The sequence below is a fragment of the Okibacterium sp. HSC-33S16 genome (assembly GCF_024171565.1).
Lineage (GTDB): Bacteria > Actinomycetota > Actinomycetes > Actinomycetales > Microbacteriaceae > Mycetocola_A.
The window spans coordinates 205006-227156 of record NZ_JALJZZ010000005.1 but is presented as its reverse complement, the minus strand read 5'-3'; the positions used below and the strand labels follow the sequence as shown (position 1 = coordinate 227156).

The following is a 22151-nucleotide window of genomic DNA, read 5'->3' as shown; positions in this document are numbered from 1 at the left end:
TGCTCGCGTTTCGCCTTTACCGCTTCAGCGGGGGCGGAACTACTACGTGCTTGTCAGGAAGAACTCCCTGGCCCGATTCGCAATCACCTCGGGCTGTTCCTCCGCCATGTAATAGCCAGCACCGGGAATGTGCTCGAGGTCAAAATCGTCCGTGTGGTCTTCGTAGCCGCTGAGGATCTCCGGGTGTTTGCCGGGCGGTTGGTCGTTGCCGTAGAGCGCCTTTCCATAGAGAGACCGCGTTGGTGTGCTCAGGCGAGTACCTCGATAGGCACCGGCCAATGATCGGATGATGTCTTTGAGGGTGAAGTCACGATAGAGCGCTGAGCCGGCGCGGGCGCGAGCTGGCTCTCGCAGAGGCGCCAGAAAGTACTCAAGATCTGCTTGAGTTCTGACCGAGAGATCGTCGGTTTCCATCATCATTCGGGGGAGCCGTTGACTGCCCTGACCAAGCAGGCGCGGACCGATACCCGGGAGTGACGTGGCAAACATCGGCCAGAGCTGCACCAGATGCAACAACATTCGCACATGGAACTCGGGGTAGGGGTGTGGAGTCGCCAGGCAGATGAATTTTCCAACGCGCTCCGGGTGGAACAGGCAGAACCGGAAGCCGACGTATCCACCCTCGTCGCACCCGATGATGTCGGTCTTCTCTGTGGACAGAGCATCGAGGAGGGCTATCGCGTCGGCGACCAATTGTTCGCTGGTGTACCCGCCAGGGGGTGCGTCCGTCCAGCCGGCACCGCGCAAGTCCGGGCAGATGACGTGGAAGTTTTGAGCCAGCAGGGGAATCATCTTGCGCCAACCCCACCAATGTTGGGGAAAGGCGTGCAGGAGCAGAAGCGGGCTACCCGTGCCTGCCTCGGCGACGTGGATCTGGAGTCCAGGCACTGTGATAAAGCGGTGCGAGACTCCGTCGATGTGCGGAAATGCCCCAGCGGCATCCGGAAGGCCAGCACTGGCGTCGGGTCCGGATCCGCCTTTGGGCTTCATGGTGCCCATGGCGACATGCTACTACGATCATAGTGCCGGGTCTACTATGTTTATAGTGGAGCATGACACCGAATCGCGAGCTGGTTTTGGACGCAGCCGTCAACCTTCTGGCGACCGGCGGGCTTCGCGCACTGACCCATGCCCGAGCGGACGAGCGGGCATGGGTGCCCAAAGGCACGACGTCAAACTACTTCCGGACTCGCGCCGCATTGCTCAACGGCGTGACCGACTGGATCGTCCAGCAGGAGCTGCCTTCGGTAAACGCCGCGTTTGTTCCCCGCTCGCCGGAGGAACTCATCGACGCAATGTGCGCCCTGCTTGAAGTCACCTCGCACGACCGTCGCGAACTCACAACGGCGCGTCTCGTCTTGTTTATGGAAGCAAGCCATAATTCTGCCTTGCGTGATGCTCTCACCCGAGGGCGCTCCGCCTTGGGCGCGACCATTGTCGCTTCACTTGCCGAGATGGGGGCGTCTCGCCCCGAAGCGGGCGCAGAAGCCATTGCAGCTTGCTTCGAGGGACTGCTGTTGCATCGGATCGCTCGGAAAGTGGCGACGGATCCTCGGCCGGTCTTCGAGGCTGTCATGGCTGGTGCCCTATCCTGACCGGCGGGACATGCGTTCTGGCGGTGGCATGTCAGGCCGAGAGTACTAGCCGCCCAGGGCGTCCCGGATCGCCGATGCAGCCTGCAGAAGTCGGGCGGCGATGACTTCGACGGAGTGGATGGAGCCGACGTAGACGACGCCGAGCGCCGCGGGCTGGCGTCCACGCAGTGCCAGAGGCACCGCAACGGATTGCACCGTCGGAATCACCTCATCGTGTGAGATGGCGTACCCGCGTGCCCCCAGACCGCGCACGTCACTGCGAACCGATGCCGGAACATCCGCTGGCCATTCCGATTCCGGGATGAGTGAGAGAATCGCGCGTCCAGGCGCCCCCTTCGCCACCGAGTGTCGGGTGCCCGGTCGCTGCGCCAACGCCGCCGTCGCGTTGCGTGGTTCGACGCTCACCAGCAGAACGCATTCGTCGCGCGAGTAGACGGTCAAAAAGCAGGTGGTGCCGAGCTCGTCGGCGGCGACGTCCAGTTCACGACGCGCTTCGGCCTGAAGGTCGGGCGCCACGCCAGCGGCCAGTGCCGCCATTCCCGGTCCGATGCTGATTGAGCCGGACGTGTCACGGGATACAAGTCCATGAAATTCGAGGGTGCGCACCAGCCGGTAGGCGATCGAGCGGTGCACCGCCAGTTCGCCCGCCACGTCATCGAGGGCGAGCGGTCGCTGTGAGTCGGCCAGAATTTCCAGCACGCGGATGCCACGGCTCAGCGTCTGGGACGCCGGTACGTCGGTCGTCGTCATCGTTTCTGTCCTCACGCACATCTCCTCGGTGAGATCCGTGCTTGTGGCGTGAGCAACGGATGCCTAAACTTCTTCTATAAAAGAATCCTGATTTCGATTATAGAAACGTAAGCCCCAAAACGGAAGAGCTACGACAGCTCGACACAGGGAATGAGAACAATGCAGTTCCACCACCACGGTTATGTGACCGGCGACCCCCGCATCCTCCCGGCCGCTGGCATTGGAGTCGATCGCTCGCCCGAGCTTCCCGATGAAATCGATGTGCTGATCGTCGGCGCCGGCCCGGCGGGTGTTTTGCTCGCCGCCCAACTGGCCATGTACCCCTCGATCAACGTCCGGCTTGTCGAGCGCCGAGGTGGGCGACTCGCCATCGGCCAGGCCGACGGCATCCAAGCCCGGAGTAACGAGACGTTCCAGGCCTTCGGCTTCGCCGAGCGGATCATCTCCGAGGCGTTCCAGCTCACCGCGTGCAACTTTTGGGGCCCGGACCCGGTTGACCCGTCGAAGATCGTTCGCACCAAACGACTCGAGGACGATCCGACCGGAATCAGTGAGTTCCCGCACATGATCGTCAACCAGGCGCGTGTGCTGGACTACTTCACCGAGTTCGCCGCTCATGCGCCCGGTCGGCTCACGCCCGACTACGGCTGGGACTTCGTCGGCTTGACGATCGCGGAGGAGGGGGAGTTCCCGGTCGCCGTAACCCTTCGGCGATCGGTGGGCGAAAACGCGGGCGAAAAGCGCACGGTCCACGCCAAATATGTGGTCGGCTGCGATGGTGCCCGCAGCTCGGTGCGCGACGCGATCGGCGGCAAGCTGCAGGGCGAACAATCGTTCCATGCCTGGGGCGTTATGGACGCTCTCACCGTGACGGACTTCCCCGATATTCGCACCAAGTGCGCTATCCAGTCGGGGTCGGAGGGCAGCATCCTTCTCATCCCGCGTGAGGGTGGTTTCCTCTACCGGATGTACATCGACCTTGGCGAGGTGCCCGAGAACGACCATGGTGAAGTGCGGAAAACCACCCTCGACCAGATGGTCGCCAAGGCCAACCGCATCCTCTCTCCCTACACGTTGGATGTGCGCAATGTTGCGTGGCACAGCGTCTACGAGGTGGGCCACCGCGTGACTGAAAAGTTCGATGATGTGCCCGCCGAGCTCACCGGCATCCGCCCGCCTCGTGTTTTTATTGCGGGCGACGCCTGCCACACGCACAGCGCGAAGGCCGGGCAGGGGATGAACGTGTCGATGCAGGACGGGTTCAACCTCGGCTGGAAGCTCGGTCAGGTTTTGGAGGGTCGGAGCCCGGTGTCGTTGCTCGACACCTACTCGGCCGAACGCCAAGTGATCGCGCAGAACCTCATCGATTTCGATAAGGAGTGGTCGTCGATGCTCGCGAGGAAGCCCGAGGAGTTCGCAAGCCCCGAAGAGCTGACCGATTTTTACACGGCGACGTTTGAGTTTCCGGCGGGCTTCATGACCCAGTACACGCCGTCGATGCTCACCGGTGACGCGAGGGCGCAATCGCTCGCGGCCGGCTTCCCGATCGGCAAGCGATTCAAGTCGGCTCGGGTCATCCGAGTGGCCGACGCTAATCCCGTGCACCTCGGGCACCACCACCGGGCGGACGGGCGCTGGCGGATGTACGTGCTCGCCGACGCCCCTCGAGCCGGCGAGCCGTCGGAGGCCGGGGCGCTCGCCGAGTGGCTGTCCACGGCGGACAACTCACCCGTCGTGTTGTTCACCCCGGAGGGTGCCGATGTCGACACCGTCTTCGACGTGAAGGTGGTTTATCAACAGCGATACGAAGACGTCGATCTCGGCCGTGTTCCGGAGATCTTCATGCCGCGGGTCGGTCCGTTCGGCCTGATCGACTACGAGAAGGTGTACGCGGTCGACCCGAAGCGAGGGGACTTCTTCGACGAGCGAGGGATCGACCGGAACGGATGCCTGGTCCTCGTGCGGCCCGACCAGTACGTCGCGCACGTTCTGCCGCTCGGCGCTCGGGATGAGATCACCGACTTCTTCGCGGGTAACATGAGGGTGCAGCAACGGAAGCGGGCGCAGCTGGCCTAATCACCACGACGACCAGCCCGCCCTTTCTCAGAACCGTCCAGATCCGGTACGGAGGAGGTCGAGTCGTGACGCGTGACGACGATGAGGTGGACCTCCTGGTCGATGCGTGGGCCGACCGCATTCCCGGCATCGACTTCACGCCACTCGACGTCATGTCGAGGCTCCGCCGGGTCGCGCTGCGGCTCAGCGAGTTGCGTGCCGAAGCGTTTCGCAGTGCTGAACTGAGCAGCTGGGAGTTTGACGTCCTCGCCGCCTTGAGGCGTGCAGAACCACCGCACGAGATGAGTCCGATGGAGCTGTCGCGCGCGACGAGAATTGGCACGGCGGCTATGACCAATCGGCTGGAGAACCTCGCGGAGCGCGGGCTCATCGGGCGCAAGGCCAACCCCAAAGACGGCCGCAGCAACCTCGCCCGGTTGACCGAGGAGGGCACCACCCGCGTTGACGCGGCCATGATGGCGCTCGTGCGGCTCGAGGCTGACGAACTCTCCCACCTCACCGGTCAGCAGTGTGCCCAACTCGCCGGACTGCTTCGACGGCTGGGTTCGTCGAGCGACTGATTGGCTCGGCTGCGTAACGGTTCATATCTCGCATCGGTAAGCCAGCAGTGGCGGCTCGCACCGGGGCATCCGTTCAGGAACAGTTCACCTGCGCGCACGTAGAATTATGGGAAATCCCGCGGTGCGCGCACCCGGCCGGCTCCGAACGAAAGTTGAAACCGTGCAGGTAACACCACTGATTTGGACTCTGACGATTGTCTTTATCCTGGCGCTCCTGGCGTTCGACTTCATCTTTCACGTGCGGAAGGCGCACATCCCGACGCTGAAGGAAGCGGCGTTCTGGTCGTCGATCTACATCGGCATCGCGATTCTGTTCGGCCTGGGAATTCTGGTCTTCGGGGGAGCTGGTCCGGGCTCCGAGTACTTCGCCGGCTACATCACCGAGAAGGCGCTGTCTGTCGACAACCTCTTCGTCTTCCTCATCATCATGGCGAGCTTCCGGGTGCCACGTGAAGATCAGCAAAAGGTGCTGCTGTTCGGAATCGTCTTCTCGCTCATCGCCCGTACGGCTTTCATCTTCCTCGGCGCCGCACTGATCAACTCCTTTGCCTGGGTGTTCTACTTCTTCGGGCTCATCCTGCTGCTCACGGCCGGCAACATGCTCAAGCCAAAGAAAGATGAGGAAGACGAAGCGGATAACTTCATCATCCGGCTGGCGCGGAAGGTGCTGCCCACGTCGGAGCACTACGACGGCGACAAGCTCTTCACCATGGAGAATGGCAAGCGCGTTCTGACTCCGATGCTTCTCGTAATGGTGGCGATCGGTGGAACTGACATTCTCTTCGCGCTCGATTCGATCCCAGCCATCTTCGGCTTGACGCAGGACGTGTTCATTGTCTTCACGGCGACGGCATTCTCTTTGCTCGGGCTTCGTCAGCTGTTCTTCCTCATCGACGGATTGCTCGACCGCCTCGTATACCTGTCGTATGGACTTGCTGCGATCCTCGCGTTCATTGGCGTGAAGCTTGTCCTTCACGCGCTGCACGAGAACAATGTTCCGTTCATCAACAACGGCGAGCATGTTCCCGTCGTGGAGATCAGCACAGGGTTCTCCCTTTCAGTGATCCTTGGTGTGCTCGTCGTCACGGTGATCGCGTCGATGGTCAGCCCCAAGGGCAAGGCTCACGCGGCCATTTCGGGCGCTCGACGTCACGCAACAGACTATGTCGACCTCGAGTACACGGCAGACCAGGGCGAGCGTAACCGTATCTTCGCCCGCCTCGTCGCGGAAGAGGAGGCCATTTCGAAGCTCCAGCCGAAGTACCGGCAGTGGGTTCGAAACGAGGATGAACTGATGGCACTGATCAAGAGAGCGCATTCCGAACACGACGCATCGCTCACTCGGTAGCGGCCACGGGAAGTGCCGGCACGCTTTCACAAGGGTGCCGGCACTGTGCTGTGTCTAGAGTGCTGCGGGAACCAGCACTCGATCGATTCCGTGCAGGACGCCGTTACTTGCACGAATGTTGAGGGCAGACAGGATGAGGCGCGGATCCCGAAGCGCGGTGTTCTCATCGCGCAGGGTTGTCAGGCGCGGTTTGACAACTCCTCCGTTCGCCATGGTGAGCGACTTCGACAGGAGCACCTCGACGGCGCCGAGCGAGCGGTCCGGAACTACGTGGTAGAGCAGCAGGCTGCTGATCTGGTCGATCGACAGCGTGGTCGTGATCGCCGTGAGGGCTGCCGCTTCACTAGCCGGGGCCGTGCCAGTGGCGTCCGTTACGAGTCGAATGAATGCTCGGTCGTTCGGAGCGAAGACCGTGAATTGTCGCGACGTATCGGCCAGCACGGGTGCCAAATTTGTGGCGACCAACGCTTGAACGAGCAGATCGTAGTCGTACGGGTTGGTGTCGGGAGTCCCTCCGCCTGACGCAGCAACCGCTACATCGACGATGGTCCCGGCAGGGGCGGAGCCGTGGGCACTTGCGGGCGCAACCGGTCCGACGAGGATCAGGGCCGCGACTGCGGCGGTGATCACGGTAACAGTGTTCTTCTTTTTCATGTTCGGCACTCCTTTGTCATGGCATTCTCATGCCCCGATTGGGTGCCTCCCGCGTTGGAGCATACGTCAGATCCGACCGGGGCGCTATCGATAAAAAATCTTCCATCGAAATGCATCCAAAGCGCCCATAGCGACGGAAGTAAGGGTGAGCGAGTTGTGACCGTCGGGACGTGGCCGGGTGCCTCTGTCTCGGGCCCCGGCGGCACATCCGCTTGTTTCGTCGACGCGCCCGTGCGCCGAAAGCGACAGATCCTCGGTTTATTACCCAAATGTGCTGGCCCGATGGAGGTGAATGGTCGAGACTGTGGTTGGCGGTGTTGCCGACTGGTCACCGACAACGACTCCCGTGAATGCGTTCGCGGCTCCGGAACGAGAGGCCGCTCCCGACGTGACGGATCACGACGACGCAGAGATCGCCGCGCGATTCAGCGCCGGTGATGAGCGAGCCCTCGCCGACGCATACCAACGCTGGTCAGGGGTCGTCTATTCTCTTGCTCGCCGCACGCTCGGAGTTGAGGCCGATGCTGAAGATGTGACGCAGCAAGTCTTCATCTCGGCCTGGCGTGGCCGCGCCGGTTTCGATCTCAGGAAGGCTCCCCTCGGCGCCTGGCTTGTAGGGATAACACGGCGGCGTATCGCTGATGCGCTTGAGGCCCGCTCACGGGTTCACCGTACCGAGAAACGGTGGGCTGAGGAAGCCAACTTGATGACGACGCCCGCTGTCGTGGACGTCGCAGAGCGGCTCATGATTGCCAACGAATTGGAGCAACTCGATCCCGTGCCTCGACGAGTTATGGCTCTCGCCTTCTATGGTGAATTGACCCATTCGGAAATCGCCGAGAAGACAGGAATCCCGCTGGGAACAGTGAAGAGTCACATTCGGCGAAGCTTGGGTAAGCTGCGGACGCGACTGGAGGTGGCTGATGACGCATCTTGATGATGAGGCGTTCGCGCTGTACTCCTTCGGGGAAGACGCACCGGATGCCCTTCAGCGTAAACACCTGCAGACCTGCCCGCAGTGCCGCTCGGAGCTCGCCGCGTTTACGCAGCTCGTCGCTGTGGGCCGGACGCTCACGCAGAACGACATGCTTCGTCCACCCGACTCGGTGTGGAAGAACATTCACGCCGAACTCGGCCTGTCTGCCGAGCTCGATGTTGTTCCCGGGTCTTCCGATACCGGTACCGTTGATGACCAGTCCACGAAGCGGCACGTCGTTGCTCCTCGGCCGAGAGTGGTCAGTGGACCTGCCCGGTCCCGCCGACGGACCACGGCCATTCTCTTCTCTGCCGCGTGCCTCGTCGTCGGTGTGGTCGCCGGTGTCGTCGGAACCGCTTGGCTCTCGCGTCCCGACGAACCGCGCCTGCTGGCTGAAGCGATTCTCGAACCGTTCCCCGAGTGGGATGCATCGGGTGCCGCGCGGGTGGAGACCAGTGACGCCGGCGGGCGAAGAATTGTCATCGATGTTGCCGCACCGGGCGATGGGCTGACCGAGGTCTGGCTTATCGATCCTGAGACCTCTGGGCTCATCAGTCTCGGCTTGCTCAGCGGTGATTCCGGGAGCTTCGACCTACCCAACGATGTGGACCTGTCCCAGTACTCCATAGTCGATGTGTCACGGGAGCCCGCTGACGGGGATCCCGCCCACTCCGGAGACTCCATCGTGCGCGGGCAGTTGCGCAGCTCGTAGCCGCATCCCTACCGAAATATACCCAACAGGCGCAGAATGTCCGCATGGCCCACCATGCGGCTCAACCGCAGTTTGACGCGCCGATACCGCCGGGCGTCCGCGCGCAGTTGCTCGCCACCGAGCACTGGGGCTTGCTCGCGGCGCGCACCACCGCTCAGAACGAAGTCCTGGCCCGAATCGCCATCTTCTTGACGCTGGTTTCCGCCGGTCTGGTGAGTCTCGCGCTGGTTGGGCAAGCGACAAATTTTTCGGATGCCTTCATTGCATTCTCCGTGGGGGTGCTGGCCTTCATTGTGCTCGTTGGTGTCCTCACTCAGGTTCGCGTGATGAACATCGGAATGGAGGATCTCATGTATGTCGTCGCGATGAACAGGCTGCGCGGCGCATACGTTGAATTGGACCCGGGAGTCGAGCATGCATTTATGTCGTCGACGCACGATGACTTTCTCGGGGTGCAGCAGACCTATTATTTCTTCTCCCCTAAGCGAGGTATCAGTCAAGTCTTCGGCAGCACGATGGCGTTCATCATCCTCATCAATTCCGCGTTGCTGGGGCTGTTCGTTGCCTCAGTCTTTGCGCTGTCGACCGCCTCGCTTCCGATGGCCGTGGTCGTAGGAGCCGCCGTTGCCCTGATCTATTTCACGTCGCTGTTTTGGTTGGGGAACCGTCGATTCCGGGCAACGATCGCCGGGTACCGTCCGTTGTATCCGTCGCAGGCGGAACCCCAGAACGATCCCTAACGTAAGCTCGCCCCATCGAATAGCCATCGAAAGGGGCCGCTATGTCACGGATTGTCGTCATCGGAGCAACGGGTCACGTCGGCGGATACCTGGTACCACGACTCGTCCGGGCTGGTCATGATGTCATCGCCGTCAGCCGCGGCCGACGGGAGCCGTATCAAGCCGACGACGCCTGGCGCAGTGTCACCCGGGTTGAACTGGACCGCGAGACGGAGGACGCCACTGGATCGTTTGCGCCGACGATCGCCGCGTTGGGTGCCGACATCGTCGTCGACATGATGTGTTTCACCGAAGACTCGGCACGTCAGCTCGTCGATGCCCTTCGTGGCACGACCGGGTTCCTTCTGAGTGCAGGCACGATTTGGGTCCACGGCCCGGCGACCGCCGTACCCACCCGCGAATCCGACGAGCGTTTCCCTATCGGCGGGTACGGAACCGCAAAGGCGGAAATCGAAAAGTTTCTTCTGGCCGAATCACGAGGCGGCGGACTTCCAGCGACGGTGCTTCATCCCGGCCACATCACGGGACCAGGGTGGCCAATGGTCAACGCGCAGGGCAATTTCGACCTGCGCGTCTGGGGCACCCTGTCGACGGGAGAGCCGCTCACCCTGCCCAACCTCGGGCTCGAGACCGTTCACCACGTCCACGCTGACGATGTCGCCCAAGCGTTCGAGAAGGCGATCGAGCAACAGGATGCCACGGCTGGCAACAGCTACCACGTCGTGTCCGAGCGCGCCATGACGCTTCGAGGGATCGCGGAGACCGCGGCGGCCTGGTTCGGGCAGGAAGCGAACCTCAACTATCGCCCACTCGAGGACTTCCTCGCTGAGCTTGCGCCGGAGCATGCCGACGCGTCCCGCGACCACATCATCCGCAGCCCATCGATGAGCATCGACGCCGCACGTGCTGACTTTGGATACGCCCCGAATTACACGTCGGCCGCAGCCATCGCCGACGGGCTTCGCTGGCTCATCGCTGACGGGCAACTCGACACCGGCGGGCGACCTCTGCAGGCCTGAGGTTCGGGCGGCCTCTATTCGACCGCCTCGCCGGTCGGGTCATCCGCCGCGACATCGAGCAGCTGTCGCCCGCCGACCGGGTTCCCGTCCCACTCCTCGACCTGCCATCCGTCGGCCGGGCTGCCAGTGACGATCACCACTCCGGTGTTCGACAGCGGGTGCTCTTCGGCGTACTCCACGTCGACGTTGTCGGCGCGACCCGCCGTCCAGGTTCGAATCGCCGCTCCGTGACTCACAATCGACACCGTCCCGGTGTGTTCGCGGGCGACCGCATCGATGGCCGCGTCAAAACGCCCAAAGAATTCGTGGCCGTCCGGTCCGCCCGGCATGGCGCGTGCAAGATCTCCGTTCGCCCACGAGAAGACTGTCTCCATGTAGGCGAGTTGCGATCGCTCATCCGACAGCCCTTCGAGCGCGCCAGCCTCGATCTCGTGCAGCCCGTGAGAAACGCGCGCGTCAAGACGGCGGGTCCGGGCGAGTGGCGCAGCAGTCAGCTGTGTTCGAAGCAGGGTAGAGACGAACACGCCTTCGATCTCTTCATGCGCCACTGCATCAGGAATCGCATCGGCCTGACGCATTCCCAGTTCGGTGAGGCCCGGACCGGGGTGCGCGGTGTCGAGGCGACCGAGCACATTGGCAGGCGTCTGACCGTGGCGGATAAACAGAATTCTCATCGGGCTGCCTTTCGAAATATATCGTGCTTTCAGTCTCCGTGGCGGGCGCTCGAAAGACAACTTGAGGGAACGGATGCCTCGAAGTGGCACTTTTCCTCATCGCCCTTGGCGTGTCGGATCAAACGTGTCTATGCTCCTTAGCATTCGAACATAGCTACGACCAGGGAGGTCAGCATGAACAGCGTCACAGACCGGACGGCGACGGTGTGGACAGACGGCGAACGCCCACTGCGCATGTTTTGGCAGGAGCGTCGGTGGCGGGTGTCAGACACTCCGACGGGAATCTATGGTGAGTCGGATTTTGTGCATCCCCTTCTCACCCATGCGCCGGTCGTCCGTATCGGCTGGCGATTCCAGGTCACCGACGACAGCGGTGAATCGGTTGTTGTCGACGCGATCCAGGACGACGGAGAGTGGGTCATCGCCAAAACGTACAGCTAACCGCCGACAAGCGGGGATGATGGTCCTGTGAGTTGTGAATCCCCGTTCTGCTGGTCTGCGTCTCCTGCCGAGCCCCTGACGTGACCGGTGCGATGGATGCCGGGGTGACAGAGACCATGGGGGAACGGGTGGCGCGCCGCCGCAAACAGACGAGAGCGCAGATTAAGGAAGCGGCTCAACGGGCCAACGATGATCCGAAGGTGCGATTCGCCGCTCGAGCTGGCCTCATCGCCAACGGAGTCATCCACATCCTCATCGGCGGCATCGCCATCGGCGTTGCCCAGGGGATTCAGGGCAAGGCCGACCAGTCCGGTGCGCTAACCGCCGTCGCCGTCAGCCCGGGCGGCGTCATCCTGCTGTGGATCGCGGCGTTCGCTCTCCTCGGACTCGCGTTGCTGCAGGCCACCGAAGCCGCGCAAGTGCTGTCGGTTCATCGCAAGCTGGTGATTCTTCGACGTTTTACCAACGTGGCGAAGGGTGTCGGTTACGCCGGCATCGGCGTCGTGACGGCGTTCTACGCGTTGGGAGGCCGGTCGAGTAGCTCCGAGACCTCGCAGACCTTCAGCGCTGACCTCCTCAGCACCCCGGGCGGAGTGTTCGTGCTCGCCGGCGTCGGCCTCCTCGTGGGAATTGTGGGTGGGACCCTCGTGTTCCGCGGGCTCTCGCGCAACTTTCGGGAAGAACTGGAACCGCTGAGCGGTGTCCGATCCCACCTTGTCGTCAGCTTGGGCCTTATCGGGCACACCGCGAAAGGCCTCGCGCTGGTGATCTCCGGTGTTCTGTTCCTCTTCGCTGCGGCGTTCACCGATCCCGACGCCGCACGGGGGGTCGACGGGGCGCTGCGAATCGTCGCGGGTCTCCCGTTCGGCGGCGCATTGCTCTTTATCGTCGCGAGTGGTTTCATCGCGTACGGCTTCTACCTCTTTGCCCGCGCCCGGTTCCTGCGCAAGGGGCCGCTCGTCGTCGAGACCCGGCGCGACCGCAAAAGGCTTCAACACGGCGAGTCCCTCGACGACTGAGGCAACGAGAATGGCCCGGCTTCTGTCCGAAGACGGAAACCGGGCCATTGTTCGTTCAAGCGACTTACTTGTCGGTGAAGGCATCCTTCACGTGTTCGCCAGCCTGCTTGATGTTTGCTTTTGTCTGGTCTTTTTGGCCATCAGCCTGAAGCTTTTCGTTATCGGTGGCGTCGCCAAAACCTTCTTTGGCCTTGCCCATAGCGTCTTCAGCGCTGTTGCCGATTTTATCTCCGAGTCCCATAGGCTCCTCGCTTCCTTAGTGTGTACGAGCCACTGTCTTGTGACCGAACCCCTTCAGGTTAGGTACCGCTACATCGGCGGCTCAAGGGTATTGACTTTCCAAGGCCTTGCGCCCTAGGAGGTTAGTCCGCTGACTCCGCTGCGGCGGTGTCGTCGTGTGCTGAGCGATCCAGCGGTGGAATGTGATCGTCACCCGTTGGGCTCTCCGGAATGGAGACCGGGGATGTTCCCCCACCGGTCGCCGTCATTGCTGGGCCCAGAAGCGCAGCATCCGGGGCATCGGGGTTGTCGTCGCCGACGTGTGACATGGTCTCTCCTCTTCAACGAACGGACAGTCGAAGGGCAAGTCTGCTGTGCGGGGACGGGCGCGTCAAACAGGAGGCGAGGGGGTTGACGCAGATTCGAGGCGTCGCCTTCACTGGGGCCATGACGACTCCATCGCTTCGCGCCATCGCCCTTGTCTGCACCCTCACCCCGTCACCCGATGCGTCGAGCAGTGACCTCCTGGCCGACCAGTTCCTCGCCCAACTCGCCCAGCACGGCGTCGCCACTGACAAGGTGCGCGTGGTCGATTACGACGTCAAACCGGGCGTGCAGACTGACATGGGTAATGGAGACGAATGGCCGGCGATCCGCGAGCGGGTGCTCGCGGCCGACATCCTGGTGTTGAGCACCCCGACCTGGGCCGGACACATGTCAAGCGTCGCCCAACGGGTGATCGAGCGGTTGGATGCTGAGCTGAGCGAAAAGGACGATGCGGGGCGGCCCATCCTGTACGACAAGGTGGCCGTGGCTGCGTGTGTGGGCAATGAGGATGGCGCTCACGCCATAACGGCAGACCTGTTCCAGGCGCTCAACGACTTCGGCTACAGCATCCCGGCCCAGGGCGTCAGCTACTGGAGCGGTGAGGCCATGCACGCGACCGACTACAAAGATCTTGAGGAGACGCCGGAGGCCACCGCGTCTGCGATGAAAGCGGCGGTCGCCAACGCTGTTCACCTTGCAGCGGCACTGAAGATCAGCAGTTACCCGAAGCCAGCAAGCTAGTCAGCCACGGTCGGGCTGTGCCCGTCGAAGGGCAAAGCGCGGCGCGCGCTCCACTCCGGCCGTCGACCGCCGGGCCGCGCGGCGTTGCCACGGCGTTTCCTCACGGGAGTTAATCCACACGGTCCGGAAGCCCCAGCTAATCCGTCGGCTGAAGTTCGACAGTGACCCGAACGGGCGTGCCGAGATCTGCATGCCGAGATTGCCATCGAAGACGACCTGCATGTTGGGCTCAACCTGGTAGCTGAGGTCAAGGTCGTCGTGGATGTCACTGCGGTTCCGGTGCACCCGGGGGCGCATACGGTGCCAGGCGTCGGTCCGAATCGCGAAGTTGGACCCGAAGAGCGGCGGGTGACCGAGCAGCCCGCGAAACAACGTGAAGTAGGTGCCGAGATCCACGGCGCGCCCGTACCAACGCGTGAGCGCCGTTCCGCCGTAGAACGTTGCCGTTCCTGTGACAGCGTATGCCTCTGGCCGATTCTCGAAGCACCTCTCGATCTGCTCGAGCCAGGTCGGCGGTGCTACCGAGTCGGCGTCGAGGCGGGCCAGGATGTCGCCGCTGGCGGCGTCGAAACCGGCCGCGGTGGCAGCGAGAATTCCGCGCTGGGGCTCGAGCACGACGCGCGCGCCCGCGAGTCTCGCGACGTGCGCCGAGGCATCCGTTGATGCATTATCGACCACGACAATTTCGTCGGCCGTCCGGGTCTGGGTGGCAAGGGCGGCCAGGCAGGTGCGCAGCAGCTCGGCGTCGTTGTAGACGGGGATGATGACAGAAATCGAAGGCACGCACTCAGAATACGGAGCGAAAGTGCCCAAAGCAGGGGCTTGCGCTGCCCCGAAACCGGCTGTGGGCCCCTGCGCAACCCCTGCCTCCATTCGGCCCGGTCCCGATATCGTGAGCACATGGTTGACGAAAACGATGTGCGGATGTCACTGCCAACGGACCGCAAGGAACGCGGCCCGGACATGGGCGAACAGGTGCAAATTCTCAATCTCGAGGAGATCCGAGAGGACCTCGCCTCGACGATTTCGGCGATTCGCGACAAGGTGTCGACCGGCATGCTCATCGCCGTTGCCGTGACACTGGCAAGCATCGTCGTCGGCGCCATCCTGGCCATCACGAGGGGCGACCATGGCGAATCGGTCTGACGACGAGCGGTCGGAGGCGGCTCGCGAGGACGACGACACGGCCATCGCGTCTGCGCCATCCGATCGGGAGTTGGCGGACGACGCCGCCGGGGATGATGAGGCGCCGCGGCGGGCCAAGCTGACCCTGAAGAGCCTGCTCGCGGTCTACAAGCGTGCGCTGCAGGAATTCGGCAAAGACAAGGTCACTGACATTGCGGCCTCGCTCACTTACTTCGCGGTTCTCGCGCTGTTTCCCGCCATGCTCGCCATCGTCTCGTTGCTCTCGCTCGTCAACCAGAGCGCCAACGTGACCGAAGGGCTGCTCAACATTTTCTCCTCGCTTGCCCCACAGGAGACCGTGAACACGCTCAAGGGCCCGATCGAAGATCTCACCGCGACGCCGGCCGCCGGGCTCGCGTTTGTGATCGGTCTTGTCGGTGCGATCTGGTCGGCGTCGGGCTACGTCGGCGCGTTCTCGCGGGGTATGAACCGCATCTACGGCGTCCAGGAAGGGCGTCCGTACCTGAAGTTCCAGCCGGTCATTCTCGTCGTGACCATCATCGCACTCATCACGCTCACCGCCATGGCGCTGATGGTCGTGATCAGCGGAGACATCGCCGAAGCGGTCGGCGATGTGATCGGGCTCGGCGACACCGCGCTGCTCGTCTGGAACATCGCCAAGTGGCCAGTGATCGCGTTTCTCGCCGTCTTGATCCTGGCGATGCTCTACTACGCAACGCCCAACGTGAAGCAGCACCGGTTCCGCTGGCTCACGGTCGGAGCGGTCACCGCGCTCCTCGTCTGGGCGCTCGCCACCTTCGGTTTCTTCTTCTACGTCTCGAACTTCGGCAACTACAACAAGACCTACGGCACCCTCGGTGGCGTCATAGTCTTCCTGCTGTGGCTCTACCTGAGCAACATGGCGCTCATGTACGGCGCTGAGGTCGACTCCGAGGTCGAGCGGGTGCGCGAGTTGCAGGCCGGAATCAAGGCCGAGTACGCCGTCCAGCTCCCGCTTCGAGGCACCGCGCGAATCGACGCGGCGATCGAGAACGAGGCGAAGGCTGTGCTCGCGGCCAAGAAACTGCGGCAAGACCGCGAACCGGTCGACGATCAGTAGGGCGCTCAGTCCAGCGTGAGTGCTGCCTCACGACTCAGCAGCGAGCGCTTCACGTCGACGCCCCAGGCGAAGCCGCCCATCGTTCCGTCGGTGCGCAATACTCGGTGGCACGGCACGAACAGGGCGGGTGCGTTGGTGGCGCAGACGCTCGCGGCAGCGCGCACGGCCGTCGGCTTGCCGAGGACTTCGGCGAACTGTCGATAGGTGAGCGGATGCCCCGGCGCAATTTTTCGCAGCGCGCTCCAGCCCGCGAGACGGAACGCGCCGCCACTCTGCGCAACGGCGACCTCGTCGATCGCGGTGACATCGCCGTCGTAGAACGCGGCGACGGCGTCCGTCGCGCTGACTGAACCGGGCATCACGGATTCGGGACGCAGCGCGGGAGCTATCCGCAGCGCGAGCAGCTCGAGGTCAGCGGTCCAGCCTGACGCGAGGATCGCGCCGTCCTCCCGCGCAATCATGCTGAATGGGCCGTCGGGGGTTTCGAGCGTCTGGCTCAGCCCCACGACGACGTGGGTGGTCGGATCGGAGCTCTGAAGGAGGGGCGTTGTGGTCATGCGATCTCTCCGATCGTCGGGGTCGGGGTCGGGGTCAGAGTTTTCCCGCGGCGTGGTGGCGTGGCCGCGGTGGCGGCGCTTCGCCACAGGTGCATGCAGAGGTAGGACCGCCACGGGGCGAAGCGCTCGGCCTCGCGGGTCAGTGCGCGCGGCTCTGCCGGCAGACCCAGCTCCCGGGCACCCGCGCGCACGGCCACATCACCGGGAAGGAAGACATCGGGGTTACCGAGCACTCGCATGCTGAGGTATCCGGCCGTCCAGTCGCCGATGCCGCGAAACGCGGTCAGCGCCTGATGCTGCTCGGCGGCGTCGTCACCGAAACCGAGTGAGGACTCACCGCTCGCGAGGGCTTCCGCAATCGTCAGCAGTGTGTCGATCTTCGCGCGCGGACCGACCATGGCATTTCGCCCGTGCTCGACGATTTGAGCGGCGGTGGGGAAGAGTAGGTGACTTTCGTCGGTGTTTTCCGTGTCGGTCACACGTGTCCCGGCCGCCGCGGTGAGGCGATTGAGTTGTGTGCGTGCCGCAGCGACGGAGATCTGCTGGCCGATGATCGCTCGAAACAGCATCTCTTCCGGATCAACGGCGCCAGGTAGACGGATGCCAGGGGTCGCGATCACACTCGCCGCAAGGCTCGCGTCTGAACCGAGGGCCGCGTCGATGGCCACCGGATCGGCATCCAGATCGAACAACCGGCGCACCCGTGACACGAGTGCGGGCAGATCGCCGAGCGAGCTCAACGTCGCCCGCATCCGCAACGCAGCACCGTCGAGCCGCACCTCAAACCGGCCGGGGCCACCCGGCAGCGCGACGGTCCGGCGATAGCTCGTCGCGGTGGCCACCTCGACGCCCGACACGGTCCGTGGGACGAACCACGCAAAGAGTCCGGTTGCATCGAACGGCTGACGGACTGGCAGGGCCAGGTCGATCGTGCCGGGCGCGGGCAGCGAGTCGCGCTTCTGTCGACTCCGGACTTGCCCCGGTGTCAGTTGAAATACCTCGGCGACCGTGTCATTGAACTGGCGGATGCTCGAGAATCCCGCGGCGAACGCGATGTCCGACACCGGAAGGGCAGTGGAGGTGAGCAGCGTGCGAGCCGTCTGCGCCCGCAGCGCCCGGGAGAGTGCGAGCGGTCCGGCACCCAGCTCTTCCGTCAATACCCGGGTGAGGTGGCGACTGGAATAGCCGAGCCGCCCGGCAAGGCCGGATACGCCCTCTCGCTCGATGACCCCATCGCCGATCAATCGCATGGCGCGCCCGGCGAGGTCGTCGCGCAGGTTCCAGGCCGGCGTGCCGGGCACCGCCTCGGGGAGGCACCGCTTACACGCCCGATACCCGGCTTCATGCGCGGCCGCGCTCGTCGGGAAGAAGGTCACGTTCTCGGGCTTCGGCGTCCGAGCGGGGCACGAGGGGCGGCAGTAGATGCCGGTCGTGCGCACCGCGGTGATGAACTGGCCGTCGAATCGGGAGTCCTTCGCCTGGATCGCGGTGTAGCGCTCGGTGAAGTCCATAGTCGAGCTTTTCACAGCGGATGCCACCGGTCTAGCGGAAATCGGACACGGCCGTTGTCGTTGCTGCCCGCCCACTATTGATCGAGTCCTGAGTTGAGTCGAGCCGGGGCACGGAGAACGACTTCAGAAACGGATGAAACTCGCTCCGAGATCCGTACGTCGGACCGTTTACCTTCAGCCAACTCGTTCTTATACGCCGACACAAAGCGCGACGGTACTCGAACCCGCTACACGCCGTCCGGGACGCGCAGCTTCGACGTGAGCTGCTTGAGCTGGCCCAGTTCCTCGTCGGTCAGCGCGGAGCCCATCAATTCTGTAATCGTGGCCATATGGGTTCGTGCGACGTCTCGGTACTTGGCGAAGCCGGCATCCGTTATGGCAACGATCGTGCCGCGCTTGTCGTTCGGATCCGGATGCTTCGACACCAAGCCGCGGGCAACGAGCCGATCGATGAGTCGACTCACGCTGGGCTGGCTCAGCAGCACGAGCTGGTTGATGTCGCGCAGGCGGGCTCGACGCTCCGGCTGCAGGGAGAGGTTAAAGAGAACGTCGTACTCGTTGAGTGACATCTCTTTGGTTGGGAACTCGGTACCGAGCACGCGAAGAACGCCCACCTGCGCCCGAAACAGCGATTCCCACGCGGATACGGCGAGTTCCCGGTCTGTCATTCGAGCCTCCTTGAGCACCAGCCTAGGGGGTGGGCTCGGAACTGCCCGGGTCTTTCGAGATCGAGCCCGTGAGTGCGCGGTACAGGAGCACCAGGCCGGTGAAGTTGACGGCAATGCCAACAAGCGCAGCGAGCACGCCGAGGACCGCCCCGAGTACGGCGGAGTCGAGTGCCGAGAGTATGACCACCACGACACCACCCGCCGCGAGGAGCAGCCCCAGCCCGAAGCAGACCAGCCCGGCGAGCATGCGCTTCTGCGCGTTTCCGGGGCGAGGCGCGCGCGAGGGCGCATCGTTTGGCGGGGTGTTCGACATAGGTTCAGGGTATCGACCTAGTCGCGCCGTTAACGGATTGAAGGCCGGTCGTAGAGGCTTACGACCGGCCTTCCCCTTGCACCAAGAGTGTCCTGCAATCACATTCCGCGGGAGCTGCCACAGCAAAACAACTTCCGCACTTGAAATATATAACGGAAAGGTAACGGCGTCTAGTTACCGAAACGTTATTTTTCTGGAAGTTTCTTATGAGGGCGACCGTGGGGTTTGGCAGAACGCCTCTATCGCGGCCGCGTTATCGGCCGCGATGTACCGATGGGCGCCAACCAAGGGAGATCGGCCATGGGTTGGATGGCAAGATCGAAAACGCCGCCGAGAAGCTTGGTGACAAGGCTCAGGGAGCTACCGGCCAGATCGGCGTTTTCAAAGGAACCGTCTGTACGCTGTGAACCACTATGGATGACCCTCCCTCGCACAGTCCCTCGCCCCTGACGATGTCAATCGGTTCGATTCTCGATCGGAAGGGGCTAGCCAATGTATGAGTTGTTAATGCTTGGTGTGGGTTTGATCCTCACGGCTGGCACCGGAATGTTCGTCGCTTCTGAGTTCGCGCTTGTGAACCTCGACCGTCATGACTTGGAAGCACGACAGTCGCGCGGTGAAAAGGGTCTCGCGCCCACCATCAAAGCTCTCCGGATCACCTCAACGCATCTCTCCGGCGCGCAGTTGGGCATCACCCTCACGACGTTGCTCACGGGGTATACCTTCGAGCCAGCGATCAGTTCGCTGCTGCGCGGACCGCTACTGAGCTTCGGGATCCCCGAGGGCTTCGTCTCTGCTATCGGTGCCGCAATTGGAATCCTCCTGGCGACCCTATTCTCCATGGTGATCGGTGAACTCGTCCCGAAAAACTTCGCATTGGCATTGCCATTGGCGACCGCGAAGTTCGTCGTGCCGTTCCAAACGCTGTTTACAACAGTGTTCAAGCCGGTGATTTTGCTGTTCAATAACACGGCGAACGCGATCATCCGCTCCTTTGGCATCGAGCCAAAGGAAGAACTCTCCGGTGCGCGCAGCGCGGAGGAGCTCAGTTCCCTGGTACGCCGTTCCGCGCTCGAGGGTTCCCTCGACCAGGATCATGCCGACCTACTGCACCGCACTCTGCGTTTCTCGAACCATTCAGCCGCGGACGTGATGACCCCGCGTGTGCGCATGCAGTCAGTACATGTCGATGACCCGGCCGAGAACGTGATCGACGTCGCGATCTCGACCGGCTTCTCCCGGTTCCCCGTGATCGGACGCGATCCGGACGATATCCGCGGCGTCCTCCACGTTAAGCAAGCATTCGCGATCGCTCTCGCCGAGCGCAAGAAAGTAACCGCCCGTGATCTGATGGTCGACACTCTCCGGGTGCCGGAATCCATGGGTGTAGACACTCTCCTGTCGCGCCTTCGAAGCCAAGGGTTTCAGGTCGCCACCGTCATGGATGAACACGGCGGCACCGCCGGCATAGTGACGCTTGAGGACCTTGTGGAAGAAATTGTCGGCGAACTGGAGGACGAGCACGACCGCGCCCGAACCGGTGTGGTCCGCACCGGCCGCTCGGTGACGTTCGACGCGTCGCTCCGTCCAGACGAATTATTCGAGAAGGCGGGTGTCACCGTCCCGGAGGACGGCGACTACGACACTGTGGCGGGATTCGTCACCGATGAACTCGACCGCATTCCGGAGTTGGGCGACGAAGTTGCCGTCCAGGCTGGCACCCTCCGAGTGGAACGGGTCGTCAACAATCACGTCGAACGGCTGCGGTTCACTCCAACCGACCCGGATGAATCCAACCACGACCGAATCGTCGACACACTGACAGAAGGCCTGAACAATGAGTGAGTATCTGCCCGGGATTATCTGGCTCGTCGTGCTCCTCGCGGTGAATGCGTTCTTCGTCGGCGCGGAATTCGCGGTCATCTCCGCCCGACGTTCACAGATAGAACCGAAGGCGGAAGCGGGCAGCAAAGCAGCGAAGACGACACTGTGGGCGATGGAACACGCGACCTTGATGCTCGCGACCAGCCAACTCGGAATCACCGTATGTTCGTTGGTGATCCTGAACGTCTCAGAGCCTGCGATTCACCATTTGTTGGAGATTCCGCTCGGCCTTACGGCACTGTCAGTCGAGGCGATCGGGGTTATCGCGTTCGTCATTGCCCTGCTGCTGGTGACCTTCCTCCACGTTGTCCTGGGTGAGATGGTTCCGAAGAACATTTCGTTCTCGGTACCCACCCGGGCCGCCCTCATTCTGGCACCGCCACTCGTCGTGGTCTCGAAGATCTTCAACCCGGTGATCTGGGCGCTGAACACCATTGCGAACGGGATCCTCCGCCTCTTCAAAGTGGAACCCAAAGACGAGGCAACGAGTGCGTTCACGCTCGATGAGGTCGCGAACATCGTGCAGCAGTCCACCCGAGAAGGCCTCCTAAGCGACGCATCCGGCACACTTACCGCCGCGTTCGAGTTCACCGGGAAGCGAGTCGCTGATGTCGAAGTGCCCATCGCGGAGATGGTTCTGCTCAGGCAATCCGCAACGCCAGCAGACGTGCAGAAAGCAGTCGCGGAACACGGCTACTCCCGGTACATCCTGATCGATGATCGGGGTGCACCGAGCGGGTACCTACACCTCAAAGACGTCATGGACCTCACAACACCCGACCTGTTTGCCGAGCCCGTGCCAGCAAAGCGCATCCGCCGACTGGCATCAGCCTTCCGCGACAGCGAACTCGAAGATGCCCTCGCAACCATGCGCCGAACCGGCGCCCACGTGGCACGAGTATTCGATCCGGACGGCATCACCACCGGTGTGCTCTTCCTCGAAGACATCATCGAGGAACTCGTCGGAGAAGTCACAGACGCAACCAACGGCACCCTCTAAGCCAGATCACACGGATGACGGGTCTCACAGCGAGGCCCCTCGTTCCTTGTTGGTTTCCCACGCCCGACCACCCGCGATGTTCGCCACACAGGCATGTTGCTATCGGCGTATGGATGCGGATA

The 22151-nt window shown here is 62.9% G+C and carries 26 protein-coding genes; 15 read left to right on the top strand and 11 right to left on the bottom strand.

Translation table 11 applies throughout. The features are described from left to right. Window positions 1-42: 42 nt before the first annotated feature. Window positions 43-999, bottom strand: coding sequence for an alpha/beta fold hydrolase (locus L1277_RS12845; protein ID WP_253376888.1), 957 nt, complete (start codon window positions 997-999; stop codon window positions 43-45). A gap of 53 nt (window positions 1000-1052) precedes the next feature. Here L1277_RS12845 and L1277_RS12840 point away from each other — a divergent pair, with 53 nt between their 5' ends. After that, window positions 1053-1595 carry a TetR/AcrR family transcriptional regulator gene (locus tag L1277_RS12840; protein WP_253376887.1) on the top strand — a complete coding sequence of 181 codons (543 nt, stop codon included), beginning with the start codon at window positions 1053-1055 and terminating at the stop codon, window positions 1593-1595. 45 nt (window positions 1596-1640) lie between these two features. Here L1277_RS12840 and L1277_RS12835 read toward each other — a convergent pair whose 3' ends face one another. Further along, window positions 1641-2345, bottom strand: a complete 705-nt coding sequence (locus L1277_RS12835; RefSeq protein WP_253376886.1) for an IclR family transcriptional regulator — start codon at window positions 2343-2345, stop codon at window positions 1641-1643. A 159-nt stretch (window positions 2346-2504) separates the two neighbouring features. Here L1277_RS12835 and L1277_RS12830 point away from each other — a divergent pair, with 159 nt between their 5' ends. The 3 genes from L1277_RS12830 (at window position 2505) to L1277_RS12820 (ending at window position 6329) form a co-directional block, all read left to right on the top strand. Continuing rightward, window positions 2505-4421 carry an FAD-binding monooxygenase gene (locus L1277_RS12830; RefSeq protein WP_253376990.1) on the top strand — a complete coding sequence of 639 codons (1917 nt, stop codon included), beginning with the start codon at window positions 2505-2507 and terminating at the stop codon, window positions 4419-4421. A gap of 65 nt (window positions 4422-4486) precedes the next feature. After that, window positions 4487-4981 (top strand): MarR family winged helix-turn-helix transcriptional regulator, encoded by a 495-nt coding sequence (locus tag L1277_RS12825; RefSeq protein ID WP_253376885.1) that lies wholly within the window; start codon window positions 4487-4489, stop codon window positions 4979-4981. 160 nt (window positions 4982-5141) lie between these two features. Next, window positions 5142-6329, top strand: a complete 1188-nt coding sequence (locus L1277_RS12820; RefSeq protein WP_253376884.1) for a TerC family protein — start codon at window positions 5142-5144, stop codon at window positions 6327-6329. A gap of 54 nt (window positions 6330-6383) precedes the next feature. On the opposite strand, the gene L1277_RS12815 is transcribed toward L1277_RS12820, so the two are convergent. Then, a complete protein-coding gene (locus tag L1277_RS12815) occupies window positions 6384-6983 on the bottom strand; it encodes a fasciclin domain-containing protein (protein ID WP_253376883.1) in 600 nt (199 codons plus the stop codon). A gap of 292 nt (window positions 6984-7275) precedes the next feature. Between L1277_RS12815 and L1277_RS12810 the strand changes: the two genes are divergently transcribed. Genes L1277_RS12810 through L1277_RS12795 form a run of 4 tightly spaced genes read left to right on the top strand, consistent with a single transcriptional unit; the run spans window position 7276 to window position 10430 of the window. Further along, entirely contained in the window at window positions 7276-7920 is a 645-nt protein-coding gene (locus tag L1277_RS12810; RefSeq protein WP_253376882.1) for a sigma-70 family RNA polymerase sigma factor, read from the top strand. Further along, on the top strand, window positions 7907-8671 hold the full coding sequence (locus L1277_RS12805; protein WP_253376881.1) for an anti-sigma factor: 765 nt from the start codon (window positions 7907-7909) through the stop codon (window positions 8669-8671). Before L1277_RS12810 ends, L1277_RS12805 begins: the two co-directional genes overlap by 14 nt. A gap of 44 nt (window positions 8672-8715) precedes the next feature. Continuing rightward, window positions 8716-9411, top strand: a complete 696-nt coding sequence (locus tag L1277_RS12800) for a hypothetical protein (RefSeq protein WP_253376879.1) — start codon at window positions 8716-8718, stop codon at window positions 9409-9411. Between the two features lie 41 nt (window positions 9412-9452). Continuing rightward, window positions 9453-10430: an NAD(P)-dependent oxidoreductase gene (locus L1277_RS12795; protein ID WP_253376878.1), complete on the top strand. Its 978-nt coding sequence runs from the start codon at window positions 9453-9455 to the stop codon at window positions 10428-10430. A 14-nt stretch (window positions 10431-10444) separates the two neighbouring features. On the opposite strand, the gene L1277_RS12790 is transcribed toward L1277_RS12795, so the two are convergent. Then, window positions 10445-11104 (bottom strand): histidine phosphatase family protein, encoded by a 660-nt coding sequence (locus tag L1277_RS12790; RefSeq protein ID WP_253376876.1) that lies wholly within the window; start codon window positions 11102-11104, stop codon window positions 10445-10447. A gap of 174 nt (window positions 11105-11278) precedes the next feature. Here L1277_RS12790 and L1277_RS12785 point away from each other — a divergent pair, with 174 nt between their 5' ends. Together L1277_RS12785 and L1277_RS12780 are read left to right on the top strand one after the other, a co-directional pair. Continuing rightward, on the top strand, window positions 11279-11545 hold the full coding sequence (locus L1277_RS12785; protein WP_253376874.1) for a hypothetical protein: 267 nt from the start codon (window positions 11279-11281) through the stop codon (window positions 11543-11545). A gap of 104 nt (window positions 11546-11649) precedes the next feature. Then, on the top strand, window positions 11650-12564 hold the full coding sequence (locus tag L1277_RS12780; protein WP_253376872.1) for a DUF1206 domain-containing protein: 915 nt from the start codon (window positions 11650-11652) through the stop codon (window positions 12562-12564). Between the two features lie 64 nt (window positions 12565-12628). On the opposite strand, the gene L1277_RS12775 is transcribed toward L1277_RS12780, so the two are convergent. Beyond that, window positions 12629-12805, bottom strand: coding sequence for a CsbD family protein (locus L1277_RS12775; protein ID WP_253376870.1), 177 nt, complete (start codon window positions 12803-12805; stop codon window positions 12629-12631). 121 nt (window positions 12806-12926) lie between these two features. Further along, complete coding sequence (locus L1277_RS12770) at window positions 12927-13112, bottom strand: hypothetical protein (protein WP_253376868.1); 186 nt, start codon at window positions 13110-13112, stop codon at window positions 12927-12929. A 118-nt stretch (window positions 13113-13230) separates the two neighbouring features. On the opposite strand from L1277_RS12770, the gene L1277_RS12765 reads away from it, so the two are divergent. Continuing rightward, a complete protein-coding gene (locus L1277_RS12765; RefSeq protein WP_253376866.1) occupies window positions 13231-13851 on the top strand; it encodes a flavodoxin family protein in 621 nt (206 codons plus the stop codon). Here L1277_RS12765 and L1277_RS12760 read toward each other — a convergent pair whose 3' ends face one another. Beyond that, window positions 13852-14634 (bottom strand): glycosyltransferase family A protein, encoded by a 783-nt coding sequence (locus tag L1277_RS12760; protein WP_253376865.1) that lies wholly within the window; start codon window positions 14632-14634, stop codon window positions 13852-13854. It abuts the gene before it with no gap. A gap of 117 nt (window positions 14635-14751) precedes the next feature. Here L1277_RS12760 and L1277_RS12755 point away from each other — a divergent pair, with 117 nt between their 5' ends. Both L1277_RS12755 and L1277_RS12750 read left to right on the top strand, forming a co-directional pair. Next, window positions 14752-14997, top strand: a complete 246-nt coding sequence (locus L1277_RS12755) for a hypothetical protein (protein ID WP_253376864.1) — start codon at window positions 14752-14754, stop codon at window positions 14995-14997. Further along, window positions 14981-16096 (top strand): YihY/virulence factor BrkB family protein, encoded by a 1116-nt coding sequence (locus L1277_RS12750; protein WP_253376863.1) that lies wholly within the window; start codon window positions 14981-14983, stop codon window positions 16094-16096. The genes L1277_RS12755 and L1277_RS12750 overlap by 17 nt, the downstream gene beginning before the upstream one ends. Window positions 16097-16101: 5 nt before the next feature. On the opposite strand, the gene L1277_RS12745 is transcribed toward L1277_RS12750, so the two are convergent. The 4 genes from L1277_RS12745 to L1277_RS12730 all read right to left on the bottom strand — a co-directional run bounded on the left by L1277_RS12745 (window position 16102) and on the right by L1277_RS12730 (window position 19145). Further along, entirely contained in the window at window positions 16102-16653 is a 552-nt protein-coding gene (locus L1277_RS12745) for a methylated-DNA--[protein]-cysteine S-methyltransferase (protein ID WP_374110239.1), read from the bottom strand. Then, a complete protein-coding gene (locus tag L1277_RS12740; RefSeq protein WP_253376862.1) occupies window positions 16650-18164 on the bottom strand; it encodes a DNA-3-methyladenine glycosylase 2 family protein in 1515 nt (504 codons plus the stop codon). The genes L1277_RS12745 and L1277_RS12740 overlap by 4 nt, the downstream gene beginning before the upstream one ends. A gap of 227 nt (window positions 18165-18391) precedes the next feature. Next, entirely contained in the window at window positions 18392-18832 is a 441-nt protein-coding gene (locus tag L1277_RS12735; RefSeq protein WP_253376861.1) for a MarR family winged helix-turn-helix transcriptional regulator, read from the bottom strand. Between the two features lie 22 nt (window positions 18833-18854). Beyond that, window positions 18855-19145, bottom strand: coding sequence for a hypothetical protein (locus L1277_RS12730; protein ID WP_253376860.1), 291 nt, complete (start codon window positions 19143-19145; stop codon window positions 18855-18857). 492 nt (window positions 19146-19637) lie between these two features. On the opposite strand from L1277_RS12730, the gene L1277_RS12725 reads away from it, so the two are divergent. Further along, on the top strand, window positions 19638-20990 hold the full coding sequence (locus tag L1277_RS12725; protein WP_253376859.1) for a hemolysin family protein: 1353 nt from the start codon (window positions 19638-19640) through the stop codon (window positions 20988-20990). Continuing rightward, window positions 20983-22029 carry a hemolysin family protein gene (locus tag L1277_RS12720; RefSeq protein ID WP_253376858.1) on the top strand — a complete coding sequence of 349 codons (1047 nt, stop codon included), beginning with the start codon at window positions 20983-20985 and terminating at the stop codon, window positions 22027-22029. Before L1277_RS12725 ends, L1277_RS12720 begins: the two co-directional genes overlap by 8 nt. The last annotated feature ends 122 nt before the right edge of the window (window positions 22030-22151 follow it).

Bases quoted from the DNA above. Each gene is read 5' to 3' on its own strand.
- L1277_RS12845 (WP_253376888.1), bottom strand. From the start codon at position 999: ATGGGCACCATGAAGCCCAAAGGCGGATCCGGACCCGACGCCAGTGCT.
- L1277_RS12840 (WP_253376887.1), top strand. From the start codon at position 1,053: ATGACACCGAATCGCGAGCTGGTTTTGGACGCAGCCGTCAACCTTCTG.
- L1277_RS12835 (WP_253376886.1), bottom strand. From the start codon at position 2,345: ATGACGACGACCGACGTACCGGCGTCCCAGACGCTGAGCCGTGGCATC.
- L1277_RS12830 (WP_253376990.1), top strand. From the start codon at position 2,505: ATGCAGTTCCACCACCACGGTTATGTGACCGGCGACCCCCGCATCCTC.
- L1277_RS12815 (WP_253376883.1), bottom strand. From the start codon at position 6,983: ATGAAAAAGAAGAACACTGTTACCGTGATCACCGCCGCAGTCGCGGCC.
- L1277_RS12810 (WP_253376882.1), top strand. From the start codon at position 7,276: ATGGTCGAGACTGTGGTTGGCGGTGTTGCCGACTGGTCACCGACAACG.
- L1277_RS12805 (WP_253376881.1), top strand. From the start codon at position 7,907: ATGACGCATCTTGATGATGAGGCGTTCGCGCTGTACTCCTTCGGGGAA.
- L1277_RS12800 (WP_253376879.1), top strand. From the start codon at position 8,716: ATGGCCCACCATGCGGCTCAACCGCAGTTTGACGCGCCGATACCGCCG.
- L1277_RS12795 (WP_253376878.1), top strand. From the start codon at position 9,453: ATGTCACGGATTGTCGTCATCGGAGCAACGGGTCACGTCGGCGGATAC.
- L1277_RS12790 (WP_253376876.1), bottom strand. From the start codon at position 11,104: ATGAGAATTCTGTTTATCCGCCACGGTCAGACGCCTGCCAATGTGCTC.
- L1277_RS12785 (WP_253376874.1), top strand. From the start codon at position 11,279: ATGAACAGCGTCACAGACCGGACGGCGACGGTGTGGACAGACGGCGAA.
- L1277_RS12775 (WP_253376870.1), bottom strand. From the start codon at position 12,805: ATGGGACTCGGAGATAAAATCGGCAACAGCGCTGAAGACGCTATGGGC.
- L1277_RS12770 (WP_253376868.1), bottom strand. From the start codon at position 13,112: ATGTCACACGTCGGCGACGACAACCCCGATGCCCCGGATGCTGCGCTT.
- L1277_RS12765 (WP_253376866.1), top strand. From the start codon at position 13,231: ATGACGACTCCATCGCTTCGCGCCATCGCCCTTGTCTGCACCCTCACC.
- L1277_RS12755 (WP_253376864.1), top strand. From the start codon at position 14,752: ATGGTTGACGAAAACGATGTGCGGATGTCACTGCCAACGGACCGCAAG.
- L1277_RS12750 (WP_253376863.1), top strand. From the start codon at position 14,981: ATGGCGAATCGGTCTGACGACGAGCGGTCGGAGGCGGCTCGCGAGGAC.
- L1277_RS12745 (WP_374110239.1), bottom strand. From the start codon at position 16,653: ATGACCACAACGCCCCTCCTTCAGAGCTCCGATCCGACCACCCACGTC.
- L1277_RS12740 (WP_253376862.1), bottom strand. From the start codon at position 18,164: ATGGACTTCACCGAGCGCTACACCGCGATCCAGGCGAAGGACTCCCGA.
- L1277_RS12735 (WP_253376861.1), bottom strand. From the start codon at position 18,832: ATGACAGACCGGGAACTCGCCGTATCCGCGTGGGAATCGCTGTTTCGG.
- L1277_RS12730 (WP_253376860.1), bottom strand. From the start codon at position 19,145: ATGTCGAACACCCCGCCAAACGATGCGCCCTCGCGCGCGCCTCGCCCC.
- L1277_RS12725 (WP_253376859.1), top strand. From the start codon at position 19,638: ATGTATGAGTTGTTAATGCTTGGTGTGGGTTTGATCCTCACGGCTGGC.
- L1277_RS12720 (WP_253376858.1), top strand. From the start codon at position 20,983: ATGAGTGAGTATCTGCCCGGGATTATCTGGCTCGTCGTGCTCCTCGCG.